13 protein-coding genes and 1 pseudogene are annotated in these 13,482 nt (G+C 72.8%); 5 read left to right on the forward strand and 9 right to left on the reverse strand.

Translation table 11 applies throughout. The annotated features are described in order from the left end of the window. Positions 1-33: 33 nt before the first annotated feature. Together ACZ5CZ_RS20830 and ACZ5CZ_RS20835 are read left to right on the forward strand one after the other, a co-directional pair. Positions 34-1,083, forward strand: coding sequence for a family 2 encapsulin nanocompartment cargo protein terpene cyclase (locus tag ACZ5CZ_RS20830; RefSeq protein WP_468944755.1), 1,050 nt, complete (start codon positions 34-36; stop codon positions 1,081-1,083). Between the two features lie 42 nt (positions 1,084-1,125). Then, positions 1,126-2,004 (forward strand): geranyl diphosphate 2-C-methyltransferase, encoded by an 879-nt coding sequence (locus ACZ5CZ_RS20835; protein WP_385841070.1) that lies wholly within the window; start codon positions 1,126-1,128, stop codon positions 2,002-2,004. Positions 2,005-2,092: 88 nt separating this feature from the next. On the opposite strand, the gene ACZ5CZ_RS20840 is transcribed toward ACZ5CZ_RS20835, so the two are convergent. Both ACZ5CZ_RS20840 and ACZ5CZ_RS20845 read right to left on the reverse strand, forming a co-directional pair. Beyond that, a complete protein-coding gene (locus ACZ5CZ_RS20840; protein ID WP_385841071.1) occupies positions 2,093-2,575 on the reverse strand; it encodes a VOC family protein in 483 nt (160 codons plus the stop codon). Between the two features lie 108 nt (positions 2,576-2,683). Beyond that, a complete protein-coding gene (locus tag ACZ5CZ_RS20845) occupies positions 2,684-3,067 on the reverse strand; it encodes a helix-turn-helix domain-containing protein (protein WP_468944760.1) in 384 nt (127 codons plus the stop codon). A gap of 204 nt (positions 3,068-3,271) precedes the next feature. Here ACZ5CZ_RS20845 and ACZ5CZ_RS20850 point away from each other — a divergent pair, with 204 nt between their 5' ends. Next, positions 3,272-4,159, forward strand: coding sequence for an RNA polymerase sigma factor SigF (locus ACZ5CZ_RS20850; RefSeq protein WP_385841073.1), 888 nt, complete (start codon positions 3,272-3,274; stop codon positions 4,157-4,159). Between the two features lie 113 nt (positions 4,160-4,272). On the opposite strand, the gene ACZ5CZ_RS20855 is transcribed toward ACZ5CZ_RS20850, so the two are convergent. Both ACZ5CZ_RS20855 and ACZ5CZ_RS20860 read right to left on the reverse strand, forming a co-directional pair. Next, the gene (locus tag ACZ5CZ_RS20855; RefSeq protein WP_385841074.1) at positions 4,273-4,725 is read right to left on the reverse strand and encodes an ATP-binding protein; all 453 of its coding nucleotides are present in this window, start codon (positions 4,723-4,725) and stop codon (positions 4,273-4,275) included. A 434-nt stretch (positions 4,726-5,159) separates the two neighbouring features. After that, positions 5,160-6,386, reverse strand: a pseudogene (locus ACZ5CZ_RS20860) (DUF6777 domain-containing protein); the annotation flags it as partial. Positions 6,387-6,563: 177 nt separating this feature from the next. Here ACZ5CZ_RS20860 and ACZ5CZ_RS20865 point away from each other — a divergent pair. Further along, positions 6,564-7,841: a streptophobe family protein gene (locus tag ACZ5CZ_RS20865; protein ID WP_468944763.1), complete on the forward strand. Its 1,278-nt coding sequence runs from the start codon at positions 6,564-6,566 to the stop codon at positions 7,839-7,841. Between the two features lie 31 nt (positions 7,842-7,872). On the opposite strand, the gene ACZ5CZ_RS20870 is transcribed toward ACZ5CZ_RS20865, so the two are convergent. The 4 genes from ACZ5CZ_RS20870 to ACZ5CZ_RS20885 form a co-directional block, all read right to left on the reverse strand. Beyond that, positions 7,873-8,859 carry a serine/threonine-protein kinase gene (locus tag ACZ5CZ_RS20870; RefSeq protein ID WP_385841076.1) on the reverse strand — a complete coding sequence of 329 codons (987 nt, stop codon included), beginning with the start codon at positions 8,857-8,859 and terminating at the stop codon, positions 7,873-7,875. Continuing rightward, positions 8,859-9,401 (reverse strand): hypothetical protein, encoded by a 543-nt coding sequence (locus tag ACZ5CZ_RS20875; RefSeq protein WP_468944767.1) that lies wholly within the window; start codon positions 9,399-9,401, stop codon positions 8,859-8,861. Before ACZ5CZ_RS20875 ends, ACZ5CZ_RS20870 begins: the two co-directional genes overlap by 1 nt. Before the next feature lie 6 nt (positions 9,402-9,407). Continuing rightward, the gene (locus ACZ5CZ_RS20880; protein WP_468944770.1) at positions 9,408-11,750 is read right to left on the reverse strand and encodes an FHA domain-containing protein; all 2,343 of its coding nucleotides are present in this window, start codon (positions 11,748-11,750) and stop codon (positions 9,408-9,410) included. 72 nt (positions 11,751-11,822) lie between these two features. Next, complete coding sequence (locus ACZ5CZ_RS20885) at positions 11,823-12,230, reverse strand: hypothetical protein (RefSeq protein ID WP_385841079.1); 408 nt, start codon at positions 12,228-12,230, stop codon at positions 11,823-11,825. Between the two features lie 314 nt (positions 12,231-12,544). Here ACZ5CZ_RS20885 and ACZ5CZ_RS20890 point away from each other — a divergent pair, with 314 nt between their 5' ends. After that, the gene (locus ACZ5CZ_RS20890; protein ID WP_385841080.1) at positions 12,545-12,928 is read left to right on the forward strand and encodes a nuclear transport factor 2 family protein; all 384 of its coding nucleotides are present in this window, start codon (positions 12,545-12,547) and stop codon (positions 12,926-12,928) included. Between the two features lie 10 nt (positions 12,929-12,938). On the opposite strand, the gene ACZ5CZ_RS20895 is transcribed toward ACZ5CZ_RS20890, so the two are convergent. Further along, on the reverse strand, positions 12,939-13,376 hold the full coding sequence (locus ACZ5CZ_RS20895; protein ID WP_468944774.1) for a PPOX class F420-dependent oxidoreductase: 438 nt from the start codon (positions 13,374-13,376) through the stop codon (positions 12,939-12,941). Positions 13,377-13,482: the final 106 nt, after the last annotated feature.

Consider the following 13,482-nt stretch of genomic DNA (forward strand, 5'->3'; position numbering starts at 1 on the left):
GACCACTTCCCGCGTGACGGCACGGAGCACCGTATGAGCACTTCTGTCACCGCCTCCGCACTGCCGGGACCGCCCAACCTCGCCCGCAGTCTGCGCTCCCGGCGCGGGGGCGCGATCCCCGGGCTGCTGTACCGGCCCCCGGTCCCCGCCGACCCGGAGAAGGTGCGCGAGATCGACCGGCGGCTGGAGGCCTGGGCCCGCGCGGAGGACCTGTTCCCGGCGGCCTGGCAGGGGGACTTCAGCGGCTTCCAGTTCGGCCGGGCGGTGGTGCTCCAGCATCCGGGCGCCGCCGACCTCGAGCGCCTCACCGTGGCGGGCAAGCTGCTGCTCGCCGAGAACATCGTGGACAACTGCTACTGCGAGGAGGACGAGGACCGCGGGGGGTCGCACCGTGGGCTCGGTGCCCGGCTGATCATGGCCCAGTCGGCGCTCGATCCGTATCACGGCATCCCCGAACTGGAGGAGGAATGGCGCCGCGGGGTGCGGGCGGACGGTCCGCTGCGCTCGTACCACCTCGCCCTGCGGGACTTCGCGGTGTTCGCCACGCCCAGCCAGACGGACCGGTTCGTGCACGACATCGCCCGGCTGCACCTGGGCTATCTGGCCGAGGCCGCCTGGGCGGAGACCCGGTACGCGCCGCGCGTCTGGGAGTACCTGGTGATGCGGCAGTTCAACAACTTCCGTCCGTGTCTGTCGATCGTCGACGCCGTGGACGGCTACGAGCTGCCCGAGCAGGTCTACGCCCGCCCGGAGATCCAGCGGATCACCGCCCTGGCCTGCAACGCGACGACGATCGTCAACGACCTGTACTCCTTCACCAAGGAACTCGCGAGCGACCCGACGCATCTGAACCTGCCGCAGGTCGTCGCCGCCGCCGAGCGGTGCGGGCTGAAGGCCGCCTATCTGCGGTCGGTCGAGATCCACAACCGGATCATGTCGGCCTTCGAGGAGGAGTCGGCCCTGCTGTCGGCGACCTCACCGCTCGTGGAGCGCTATGTCCAGGGGCTCGCGGCCTGGGTGGCGGGCAACCACGAGTGGCACGCGACCAACACCCACCGCTACCACCTGCCCGACTACTGGTAACCGCCGCCGGAACGCCGTCACATGTGCGAGAAGGAGCCACCCTTGACCACCGTCCCCGCCGCCCGGACCACGCCGGTTCCGGTCCCCGCCCAGTCCACCTACCAGAGCCGGGTCGCCGAGTACTGGAACGCCGAGGAGAACCCGGTCAACCTGGAACTCGGCAGGATCGACGACCTGTACCACCATCACTACGGCATCGGCGAGGCCGACCTCTCGGTGCTCGACGAGCCCGATCCCGACCGGCGCAGCCGGCGCATCACCGCCGAGCTGCACCGCCTGGAACACGCCCAGGCCGAGCTGCTCGCCTCCCATCTCGGACCGCTCTCCGCCGCCGACCGGGTCTTCGACGCCGGCTGCGGCCGGGGCGGCGGCAGTGTCGTGGCGCATCTGCGGTACGGCTGTCATGCCGACGGCGTGACGATCTCCGCCAAGCAGGCCGGGTTCGCCAATGACCAGGCGCGTGCGCGCGGCATCGACGACAAGGTGCGCTACCACCACCGCAACATGCTCGACACCGGCCTGCCGACGGGCGCCTACGCGGCCTCCTGGAACAACGAGTCGACCATGTACGTCGAGCTGGACCTGCTCTTCGCCGAGCATGCGCGGCTGCTGCGCCGGGGCGGCCGGTATGTGGTGATCACCGGGTGCTACAACGACACCTACGGGCAGGCCTCCCGCGAGGTGTCCCTGATCAACGCCCACTACATCTGCGACATCCACCCGCGCTCGGCGTACTTCCGGGCGCTGGCCGCCAACCGTCTGGTGCCGGTCCACGTGGAGGACCTGACCGCAGCCGCCATCCCCTACTGGGAGCTGCGCAAAAAGGCCGACCATCTGGTCACGGGCATCGAGGACACCTTCCTCGACGCCTATCGCAACGGCAGCTTCCAGTACCTGCTGATCGCGGCCGACCGGGTCTGAGCCGGGGCCGGCCGCCGGCGCGGGTGCCGGGGCAGGAGCGCGAGGCTCGGGATGGAGCCGCACCCCGCGGGGTGCGGCTCCATCCGTCCTACTCGCCCGCGTACGCCCGCTCCAGGGCGGCCACGTCGAGCTTCCCCATGGCCATCATGGCGCGCATGGTGCGGGCGGCCTTCTCCTGGTCCGGGTCGCTGATGAGGTCGATCAGACGGCCGTAGACGACCTGCCAGGAGACGCCGTAGCGGTCCTTGAGCCAGCCGCACGGGCCGCCCTCGCCGCCGTTCTCGGTGAGCCTGTTCCAGTAGTGGTCGATCTCCTGCTGGTCGGCGCAGTGGATCTGGAACGAGATCGACTCGTTGAAGGTGAACTGCGGGCCGCCGTTGAGGGCCACGAACTTCTGGCCGTTGGCGGTGAACTCCACGGCGAGCACGGAGCCGGCCGGGCCGGGGCCGGCCTCCGTGTGGCGGCCCACCCGTTCGATGCGGGAGTTCTTGAAGACCGACACGTAGTAGTGCGCGGCCTCCTCCGCCTGGCCGTCGAACCAGAGACATGTGGTGAAACCGTCGGTGGTCATGAGCGCTCCCGGATGTCGTCGTACGGTCACCAGTGTCGACCGGTCCTCGCCGGGAAACTCATCGGCCGGGCCGCCGGACAGTCCGTCCGGGTGACCCGGCCGGGCCGGTCAGGCGGCCAGGCAGAGTCCCTGGTACGACCGCTGCGGGGCCCTCGTGGCACGGCGGGCCGGCGTCGTGCGCCGGGTCAGCTCGCCCTGCGTGAGCGACAGCAGGTCACCGAGGCCCAGGCCGAGGGCCTGCGCGGCGGCCGCGAGGACCTCGGACGAGGCCTCCTTGCGGCCGCGCTCCACCTCGGACAGATAGGGCAGCGAGATCCGGGCGGCGTCCGCCACCTCCTTGAGCGTGCGCTGCTGCGCCAGCCGCTCGCGGCGCAGCACCTCGCCGACAAGATCACGCCACAGGGGCTCGCGGGGCGCGGGCGCCGGCTCCTCCGGGCGGGCGGCCGGGCGCAGGGGGACCACTCGGGCTGAGGTGCTCGTCTGGTTGCTCACCCGGTCAGCGTAGGAGCCGGGCCGGGCGCGGTGCAGACGTACGGATTGCGCCGTGAGGGAAATCCACCCGCATGCGGACCGTCACAGCGGGTACCCGCCCTGTGCGAGAGCCCGCGGACCGGCGTGAATCGCCGGGTTGCGGGTACTCGGGGTAATCGCCGAACCATGACTTTCGTGGGAAACGTGACTTTTGTGGGAGAGGTAATGAACACCGCCGCGATCCGGCCGGCAGCAGAGGTCGTCGAGGAGACCGAGCGGGACGGGACGGGTGCGGGGTCACTGCCTGGCATCGCCGACCCCGCTTCCGTGGCCCCCCGTGACGCCCGCGAGCTGTCCCGCCAGTTCTTCCGCCGTCTGACCGAGCTGGAGGAGGGGACGCCGGAGTACCAGTACGCGCGCAACACCCTCATCGAGATGAACATGTCGCTGGTGCGGTTCGCCGCCGGGCGGTTCCGGGGCCGGGGCGACGACATGGAGGACATCGTCCAGACCGGCATGATCGGTCTGATCAAGGCCATCGACCGGTTCGAGCTGGCCCGCGAGGTCGAGTTCACCTCTTTCGCGCTGCCGTACATCGTCGGCGAGATCAAGCGGTTCTTCCGGGACACCACCTGGGCGGTGCACGTCCCGCGCCGGCTCCAGGAACTGCGGGTGGAGCTGGCCAAGGCCCGCGAGGAGCTGTCCAGCCGGCTGGACCGGGACCCGACGGTCACCGAGCTGGCCACGCTGATGAACCTCTCCGAGAAGGAGGTCGTCGAGGCCCAGCTCGCCTCCAACGGCTACCACTCCGCCTCCCTGGACGCCGCGCTCACCGGTGACGGACCCGAGGGCGGCGAGGCCGTGCTCGCCGACTTCATCGGCGTGGAGGAGGAGGGGCTGCGGCTGGTCGAGGACTTCCACGCACTGGCGCCGCTGATGGCCGAGCTGAGCGAACGGGACCGGCAGATCATCCATATGCGGTTCGTCGAGGAGGCCACCCAGGCGGAGATCGGCGAACGGCTGGGCTGCTCCCAGATGCATGTGTCGCGGCTGATCAAGCGGATCATCACACGGCTGCGCGAGGGCATGCTCGGCGAACTCGGCTGCGCCTGACGGGCCGGCTGGATCTGACTGGATTTGATGTGAGGGGCCCGCTGCGCCTGACGGGGCGGCGGGCCCTGAGAGGCGCGGGCCGCGGCGGCGCCCCGCAGCCGGCGGCCGGGCGCTCAGCGCGTCAGCTCGAAGCGGGCGCGCACGCGCTTGCCCACGGGGACCCGCTCCACGGTGACCTCGGAGGCGAGCGCGTGCACGATCTCCAGACCGTGCCGCCCGACGCGCCGGGGGTCCTTGGGGTAGCGGCGGGGCAGGGTGCTGCTGCTGTCGTACACGTACACCGTGACGGCGCGGTCGGTGCCTTCCAGCTCCAGGATGTACGGGCCGTTGCTGTGCCGGTCGGCGTTGGTCACCAGCTCGCTCACGACCAGGAGCAGCTCGCCGTCGGCCCGTGAGCCGACGTGGGCACACCATTCGGTGCGCAGCTGCTCCAGAAACCGGGCGGCGAAGGCCCGGGCCTCGGCGATGCAACCGGGTTCACCGGTGTAATGCGCCGCTCGCCGCAGCGGCTCCACGGGTACGTCGAAACCAGTCGGTATCACTGTCCCGCCCAGGTCCTTGGTCATGCTGTCTCTCTCGGAACTCCCGGTACGGCCGATCGCCATTGCAGCAGTCCTTGTACCCCGAGCCGGGCCCGGCAGTCCCCTGAGGCGTTCGCCCACCGCGCACAGTGCGGCGGCTCACACCGCCGGACCGCTCAGCCGCCCGGCGCCGAGCCGCCCTGGGACTCGCCGGGTGCCTCGCCGCCGGGCGAAGCGGGGGCCTGCTCCGACCCCGGCGCGCTCTGCGACTCCGGCGCGCTCTCCGAGGCCGGCAGGCTCCGCGAGGCCGGTGCGCCCGACGAGGTCTCCGCACTGGAGGAGGGCGCGGGCGCGGAGCCCGAGCCGGAGCTGGAGGACTCCTTCGACGGGGATTCCTTCGACGGCGAACCGGACGAGGGTGCGGACGACGACTCCGACGGCGACGTCAGCCCCTCGTGCGACTTCGGCTTCGAGGACGAGGGCGACGGCGAAGAGGACGACGACGAGGACGACGGCGACGTCAGCTCCTGGGGCGGCTTCTTCGAGGCGGAGGACGAAGAGGACGAAGGGGATGAAGAGGACGACGACGAGGAGGACGAGGAAGAGGAAGAGGAAGAGGAAGACGACGAGGACGGGCGGGACGAGGAGGAGGACGAGGGAGACGAACCCGACGGGCGGGGCTTGCCCGACGAGGGCCTCGGGACGCACGGCGTCGACGGGACGCCCGGCGCCCCGGTCGCACCCGGCGAGGGCGGACACGGCACCCGCGGGATCCACGGGTGCGGGATCACCGGCGGCTTGGCGTGCTGGTCGTGCCGGCAGTGCTGGTCGGCGCGGCGCCGGTGGATCCAGTCGTGGTGGTGGGAGTCGTACAGCACGAAGACATTGACGACGACCGGTGCGGGGGTCACGACCACCACGTTCGAGGGCCGGTACGTCGGCCAGCGCTGCCCCACGAAGTGGGGGGCGGTGCGCTGCGGGACCGGCGAGGTCAGCGGGTTGCCGCAGGCGCAGCGCACCCGGGGCACGCCGTGCGCGTCCACCAGTACGGCGGTGCCCGCCTGGAGGACGGACTGATAGCTGGTCGCGGCGCCGTCGCGGAAGCCGTGGTTGGTGACGCGGGTGTCGACGCGCAGCTGGACCGGGGTGAGCGAGCGCAGGAAGGCGGGCACGCCGGACGGCTGGACGCCGGCCACGGAGGCGAACGCGCGGTTCTTGGCGGGGTCGGCCCTAAGGGCCTTGATCTGGGCCTCCACATCGCAGGAGGCGACCTTCTCGGTGCCGCCGTACAGGCCCGGCGCGCCGCCCTCCACTCCCTGGACCGCGTTCGCCGCGCCGGACGGCGCGGCGGAGGCGGGTGCGGAGGGTGCGGGCGGTGCGGAACTCTGCTTCGCGGTCGACGTGGTGAACGGGTCCTGGCCGGTGCTGCCGGCGGGCTGGAGGAAGACCTCGCCGCCCTTGGCGGAGGAACCGCCGCCGCCCGGACGGGTGAAGACCAGACCGAGAACGACGGCGGCGACGAGGGCGGCGGTGAGCGCCGCGACGCGCGGTACGGACTTCCACCACGGCCGGCGCGGTCCGTGCGGACCGGTGGCGCCGCTCGGCGGTCCGGCGGGCGGCGGTCCGGCGGGCGGCCGGGAAGAGCCCGACAGCGGGCCGGAGGGCGGCCCGGTGGGGCGGCCGGAGGACGGAGGTTCGACGCTCACGAGCACTTCTTCCCGTCGCGATCGTCCCGATGCGCGGCTTTTCCCAGTCACGTTCGGATTAGTTCTAATAGCTGCACGTTGCTCCCATTGTGTGCCGCAGAGCCGTCCGGCTCGCAAGCCGACGCGGACGGCCCACCCGGCGGGCGCGGGGCCGCGGGTCTGTCTAGCGTGGCTGGCGTGAGCCCTCCGACCGTCTCCGCGCGGCCCGTCGCCCCTCATGGCTGGGTGCAGGGCGTGGCCGTGGTGCTGACCGGACTGGCCGTCATGGTGCTGGTGGCGGCGCTGGGGCTGTGGGCGGCCGGTGCGGCGGATCTGCCGGACGGCGCGTTTCCGCGGGTGGTGGCCGCGACGGTGGTGGCCGCGGTCGGCGGCAGCGTGGAACTCTCGGGCAACGCCGGGGCGCTCGCCGAGAGCCGGGCCGGGCTGAGCGTGATGCCGCTGTCGGTGACGCTCGCCGGTGCCCTGGTGGTCGGCGCGGGCTTTCTGCGCCCGCTGCGGCACCGGGCGGTCGCCTCGGCCGCGGAGCTGGCCGGCTGGGCCGCCCGGATCGCGGTGCCGTGGCTGGCGGCGCTGATCGGGCTGGCCTTCGCCGCCCGGCAGACCTTCGCGGTCGATCTGGGCAGCGGCACCCTCAGCGACCTGGCGGGCCTGTTCGGCGCCGCGCCGACGGTCGGGTTCACCACGGACGTGCCGCTGACGGTGCTGTTCGGGCTGCTCTGGCTGGCGGGGGTGCTGCTGCTGGCGCTGCTCGTCGCGTGCGGGGCCCCGCTGCCGGGCCGGCTGCTGCGGCTCCAGGAGTCGGTGCGCCCGCCGGCCCACGCGATGGTGGTGCTGCTGCTCGCCGTCGTCGGCGTGGGTCTCGTCGCCTCGCTGATCACGGCGGCCGTCCACGGGCGGCTCCGCGCGATCCTCGCGCTGATCCTGCTGGGCCTGCCGAATCTGTCCTGGCTGGGCCTGACGGTGGGTCTCGGGGCGACCTGGAACGGCCGGGTGGACGGCCCGTTCGGGCTGCCGATGCCGCATGTACTGGACGCGATCCTGCGCACGCCCGACGTCTCGGCGCTCAATCTGCGCTCGCTCACCGCCCACGACGGCCGGTGGTGGTGGCTCGTGGCCGTGGACGCGGTGCTGCTGCTCGCCGTGGCCTTCCGGGCAGCGGTCCGCTCCCCGGCCGTCCCGCCGTGGCGGCATGCGGTGCAGCTGGCGGTGGCGCTGGCACTGACGGTGCTGATGATCTGTCTGACCGGGCGGATCTCGGCGCACTACGGGCTGTCCCTGCTGGGCATCGGGGACCTGGGCGGCAGCCTGTCCGGCGAGGTGTTCCTGGAGCCGCAGCTGTGGCAGGCGGTGGGGCTGGGCGCGCTGTGGGGTCTGGTGACCGGCTTCCTGGGCGCGCTGCCGGCCCGGCTGGTGCGCCGCGGGCGCGGGACGAGCACCCCGCCGCCCGCCGACTAGGTCTCCTGGCTGCCTTGTCCGGGCAGTCTCTCTAGGCCGCCGTGTCCCGGGCGCGGAACACCGGTGCGGCCCAGTGCGGCGGCCGGGGCGGCGCGGTGACCGTGCGGTCCACCTCGGTCGCCGGGTGGTCGGCGGCGGGCGCGGGGGCCAGGGTCGCGCGGAGCGCGGCGACGAAGGCCAGGCAGGTGTCGTAGCGGGCGTCCGGGCTCTTGGCGAGGGCCGTGGCGAAGACCGGGTCGACGGTGCCGGGCAGGCCGGGGCGGATCCCGCTGGGCGGGGGCGGCTCGTCGTACTGGTGGGCCCACAGCAGCGCCATGTCGTCCTCGCGTTCGAAGGGCGGGTGGCCGGTGAGCATCTCGTGGACGACGCAGGCCAGGCCGTAGACGTCGCAGCGGCCGTCGACCGGGCGGCCCGAGATCTGCTCGGGGGCCACATAGTCGAGGGTGCCGACGAACTGGCCGACGCTGGTGAAGCCGGTCAGCGACAGCGACTTCTTGGTGAGCCCGAAGTCGGTGAGGTAGACGTGCTCGGGGTGGTCGCTGTCGGTGCCCTCGGCGACCAGGATGTTGCCGGGTTTGACGTCCCGGTGGACCAGTCCGTGCTCATGGGCGGCGTCGAGGGCGGAGGCGACCTGCGCGGCCATCCGCACCGTGTCCGGCAGCGGCAGGGGCCCGCGCAGGTCGAGCAGATGGCGCAGGTCGCTGCCGGAGACGTACCGCATGGCGATGTAGAGCACACCGTCGGTCTCGCCGGCCTCGAAGACCGGCACGATGTGCGGGTGGTCGATCGCGGCGGCGACGCGGGACTCGTGGGTGAAGCGCTGCCGGAAGGTGTCGTTGCGGGCGAGTTCGGGGGCGAGGAGTTTGAGCGCGACCGTGCGCTCCAGGCGCAGGTCGCGGGCGCGGTAGACGACGGCCATGCCGCCGCGCCCGATCTCGCTCTCGATCAGGTAACCCGCCACCTGCCGGCCGATCAGCTCCGAGGGACGGCCGGAGAACAGGCTGGTCCGGCCGGCCATCAGGGTTCACCCTCGGAGGCGACGAGCCGGGTCGGGGCGTGCCCGGTGGCGTCCTCCCCGGCGACGGAACGGTCGGTGGCGTAGGTGGTGAGGCGCCGTCCGTCGGCGTACTCCCAGCGGCCCTCCTCGGCGTCGTAGAGCCACATGGACGTGCCGTCGAGCACGATGCCGAGCCGCAGTCCGCGGGTGCGCTCCTCGAAGGCCTCGCCGTCCAGGGTGCCGGCGGCCAGCTCCGCGACGGCCGCCCGGTAGCCGGCCAGGGCCTCGGCGGCGCGGTCCAGCAGGGGGCGGGGGTCGGCGGTGCCCGCGGTGCCGTCGGCGGCGGGCGGGTCCTCCGGTACGGCGACCAGCCGGCGGCCGTCGACCCAGGCGGCCCAGCCGTTGGCGCAGCGGATGTGTCCCCAGTCGCCGCGCCACTCCACCAGCTGGACGGGGAGCAGCGGGTCGAGGGGCATGGTGGGGCGGGCCGGGTCGGGGGCCTCCCAGGCGGGCAGGCCGCGCGCCGGGACGACGTGCGTGGGCCGGAATCCGGGGGTCGTCATCGCCGCCTACCTCCGCATCACGGCCGGCTCCTGCCGGCGCAGCAGCCGGGCCACCACCAGTCCGTAGACGGCGGAGAGCACGAGCAGCATGGCCAGGTCGAGCAGCCAGACGCCCGGCGCGTGCCGGAACAGCGGGTCGGCGGTCAGCCGGTCGGGCATGATCCGGGAGAGTCCGACGGTGCCGGCCATGGCGCCGAGCGCCCAGCGGGCGGGCACCAGCCAGGAGAGCTGGTCGAGGCCGGGGACGCCGTGCAGTTTCAGCAGGGCGCCGCAGAAGACCACCTGGACGATGGCGAGCAGCACCAGCAGCGGCATCGTCACCTCCTCCTTGCGCACCAGCGCGGAGACCAGCAGCCCGAGCATCATCGCGGTGAACGCCAGCAGGGCGACCGCGAGGGTGAGTTCGGCGAGCGGCGGCAGCAGGACGCCGCGGCCGCCGGGGGCGTTCAGGTGGACGCCGAGGAGGCCGACCAGGGTGAGGACGACGGCCTGGGCGACCGTGACCGTGCCGAGCACCACCACCTTGGAGAGCAGATAGCTGGATCTGGGCAGGCCGACGGCGCGTTCTCGCCGGTAGAGGGCGCGTTCCTTGACCAGTTCGCGCACCGCGTTGGCGGCGCCGGTCAGTACGGCACCGACGCAGAGGATGAGCAGCGCGTTCATCGCGGTGTCCCGGGCGAGCCGACCGCTCGCCAGGGCGCGGGCCATGGCGCCCATCACGAAGGGCAGGGCGACCATGACGAGCAGGAAGGTGCGGTCGGCGCTCAGGACGGCGGTGTAGCGGCGGATCAGGGTGCCGAGCTGGGCCCGGGCGGAGCGCGGGCGGGGCGGGGGCGCGGGGCCGACCGGGGCCGGGCCGGGGTGGTGGGGCCGGCCGGTGGATCCGGTGACGTAGTGCCGGTGGAACGGCGACTCGCGGTACTGCCGGGCCCAGTCGCGGTCCGCGTCGCGGTCGAAGGCCTCGAAGGCCTCGGGCCACTGCTCGCAGCCGAAGAAGGCGAGGGCGTCGCCGGGCGGGCCGTAGTAGGCCACGGTGCCGCCGGGGGCGAGGACGAGGAGGCGGTCGCAGACGCCGAGGCTGAGGACGCTGTGCGTGACCACGACGACGGTACGGCCGTCGTCGGCGAGCCCGCGCAGCATGTGCATGACGGAGCGGTCCATGCCGGGGTCCAGGCCGGAGGTCGGCTCGTCCAGGAAGAGCAGCGAGGGCTTGGTCAGCAGTTCCAGGGCGACGCTGACGCGTTTGCGCTGGCCGCCGGAGAGGCTGTGCACGGGCTGGCCGGCGCGCTGCTCCAGGCCCAGTTCGCGGATGACCTCGTCGACCCGGGCGCGCCGCTCGGCCGGGTCGGTGTCCTCGGGGAAGCGCAGCTCGGCGGCGTAGGTGAGGGCGGCGCGCACGGTGAGCTGCGGGTGCAGGATGTCGTCCTGCGGGACGAGACCGATGCGCCGGCGCAGCTCGGCGTAGTCGCGGTAGAGGTCGCGGCCGTCGTACAGGACGGTGCCGCGGTCGGCGGGGCGCTGGCCGGTCAGGGCGTTGAGCAGGGTGGACTTGCCGGCGCCGCTGGGGCCGACCACCGCGAGCAGGCACTTCTCCCCCACCGGGAAGGACACGTGGTCCAGCAGGACCGTGCGGTCCTTGCCGACGGTGACGGTGAGGTCCTGGACGTCGAGGGAGACCTGGCCGGTGTCGACGTACTCCTGGAGCTGGTCGCCGGCCGGGCAGAAGGCGGAGTGGCCGATGCCGATGATGTCGCCGGGGGCGACCCGGGCGCGGGTGACGGGGCGGCCGTTGAGGTAGGTGCCGTTGTGGCTGCCGAGGTCGATGATCTCGTGGCCGCCGTCGGGGTGGGCGCGCAGTTCGGCGTGGTGGCGGGAGACGGTGAGGTCGTCCACGACGACGTCGTTGCCGGGGGCGCGGCCGATGCGGACGGCGGTCAGGGCGGGCAGCGGGCGGACGCTGCTGGGCCGGCGGAAGGTGCCGGTCCGCTCGGGCAGGGACACCGCCGAGGGGCGGCCGGGGGCGGGTTCGGGGACGGGCAGGAGCAGGGCGCGGGGGCCGTCGACGGGGTTGCCGAAGCGGATCTCGCTGCCGGGTGCGAGCCGCCATTCGCGGACCCTGTGGCCGTGGGCGTAGGTGCCGTTGGTGCTCCCGGTGTCGGCCAGGGTCCAGTGGTCGTGGTCGCAGCGCAGCACCGCGTGGTGCCACGAGACCCGGGCATCGTCGAGGACGATGTCGCTCAACGGGTCGCGTCCGACGTGGTAGTCGTGGCCCGGACTCATCACCGTGGACCCGGTGTCGGTCTCCAGGACGAACTCGGGCACAGCCGGGGCGACCGACCGCTCCGCCATGGCCAGAATTCTACCGATCCGCTCAGATGTGCGCCTGCTCGTCCCGGTCCGTCTGAGCGGAATGGACACGTGTCACGCGAGCTCGACCAGCGCGGGGCCGACGCGTTGCATCCGGAGCGCGTCCACGGACTCGGCGAGCAGTTCGTACTCGGTGGTGTCGTCGCTGGCGGCGATCCGCACCAGCCGCCCGGCCGCCAGCTCGTCGGCGGTCCGCTCCTGCCGGGCGTCGTCGGCGCACCAGGCGCGCAGCAGGGCGGGGACGTCGGCGACCGTGTCCGCGACCGGCACCAGCGCCCCGGCCGGGATGGCGGGGTCCGCCGGGCTCGGGTCGAGCCGCTCCGCGATCCAGGACGCCCGGTCCCGCAGCCACCACAGGGCCAGGGCGAGCGTCGGCGCGCGATAGGTGCCGAGCGGTACGCCGATGCGCCTGCCGTCGCACATGCCGTACGCCGTGACATGGCACAGGAACTCGTCGTGCACGTCTCACTCCCCCGTCGCCTCGCTTGGTACCGGGCGGGCCTCGCTCTTCGTGCGGCTCCTGTGGGGTGATGTGTCCCTGACGTTCGAGTATCGCCACTTCCGACACACTGTCACCATGACTTTTTGGCCAGTCTGTTGACATATTCGCCGTCCGTTGTGGCCGGAACGAGGCTGGTCGCACGAGCCGCCCGGGCATGACCCCGGAGGTAATCGACCGGCCGCCGAGGTGCCGGGCATGGTGGTCACACCGGATCGGCGAAGCCCCGACCCGGGCCCCGACCAGGAGAGACGACCTCGATGGAGGCTGATTCACCATGTCCGTGAACACCGATCGCTACGCGACCGCCGCCGCCCGTTACTTCGAGGCGTGGAACGCCACCGAGCCCGAGGCCCTGAGGAAGGCGGTCGCCGCCGCGTGGACCCCGGACGGCGGTTACACCGACCCCCTCGCCGACGTCCGTGGCCATGAGGGGATCGCGGCCGTGATCGCGGCGGTCCACGAGCAGTTCCCGGGGTTCGTCTTCCGCCCGCTGGGCGCGGTGGACGGGCACCACGACACCGCGCGCTTCGGCTGGGAGCTGGTGAACGAGGCCGACCGGTCTGCGCCGGTGGCCGGGTTCGACGTGGTCACGCTGGACGAGGAGGGCCGGATCCGGCAGGTGCTGGGCTTCCTGGACCGGGTGCCGGCCGAATCCTGACCCCGCCCGGTCAGGAGGGGATGACCCCGGGCCGGAACGGTTCGACGCCGACGATGTGGCGTACCCGTTCCGGCTCGACCAGGACGTGTACGCGCTGCTCGCCCTCGATCAGCCAGGGGTAGCGGTCCAGGCCCAGGTACTTCTGGGTCAGCCGGTCCATCCCGCGCTCGGCCGCCTCGCCGGTCACCAGCCGCACCGCGCGGCCGGAAATCTGCACCCGGTCGTAGGGGTTGTCGGGGTCGGCGTGCGAGAGGTGGACGCGGGCGTCGTGGCGGAGGTTCTCCTCCTTGATCCGGCCGACCGAGGTGTTGAAGACGATCAGCCCGTCCTCCAGGCCGACCCACATCGGTGTGACATGCGGAGCGCCGTCCGGTGTCACCGTGGCGACGTACCAGAAGTGGGGTCCTTCCAGCCGCGCCCGCACCCGCTCGTCCAGCCGAACCGCCATGCCCGCTCCTCCTGTTGATCACCGTCTGGCACAACCACTGTGTCATATACATGGATTGACGAGGCGTCACCGCTGTCCGAAAGGCCGTACCCGCCACGGCGGAAGG

It is taken from the genome of Streptomyces sp. NPDC031418 (genome assembly GCF_055581605.1).

Coding starts and splice junctions, on each gene's coding strand:
- ACZ5CZ_RS20830 (WP_468944755.1), top strand. CDS start 34: ATGAGCACTTCTGTCACCGCCTCCGCACTGCCGGGACCGCCCAACCTC.
- ACZ5CZ_RS20840 (WP_385841071.1), bottom strand. CDS start 2,575: ATGACCACCGACGGTTTCACCACATGTCTCTGGTTCGACGGCCAGGCG.
- ACZ5CZ_RS20850 (WP_385841073.1), top strand. CDS start 3,272: ATGAACACCGCCGCGATCCGGCCGGCAGCAGAGGTCGTCGAGGAGACC.
- ACZ5CZ_RS20855 (WP_385841074.1), bottom strand. CDS start 4,725: ATGACCAAGGACCTGGGCGGGACAGTGATACCGACTGGTTTCGACGTA.
- ACZ5CZ_RS20870 (WP_385841076.1), bottom strand. CDS start 8,859: ATGGCCGGCCGGACCAGCCTGTTCTCCGGCCGTCCCTCGGAGCTGATC.
- ACZ5CZ_RS20875 (WP_468944767.1), bottom strand. CDS start 9,401: ATGACGACCCCCGGATTCCGGCCCACGCACGTCGTCCCGGCGCGCGGC.
- ACZ5CZ_RS20880 (WP_468944770.1), bottom strand. CDS start 11,750: ATGGCGGAGCGGTCGGTCGCCCCGGCTGTGCCCGAGTTCGTCCTGGAG.
- ACZ5CZ_RS20890 (WP_385841080.1), top strand. CDS start 12,545: ATGTCCGTGAACACCGATCGCTACGCGACCGCCGCCGCCCGTTACTTC.
- ACZ5CZ_RS20895 (WP_468944774.1), bottom strand. CDS start 13,376: ATGGCGGTTCGGCTGGACGAGCGGGTGCGGGCGCGGCTGGAAGGACCC.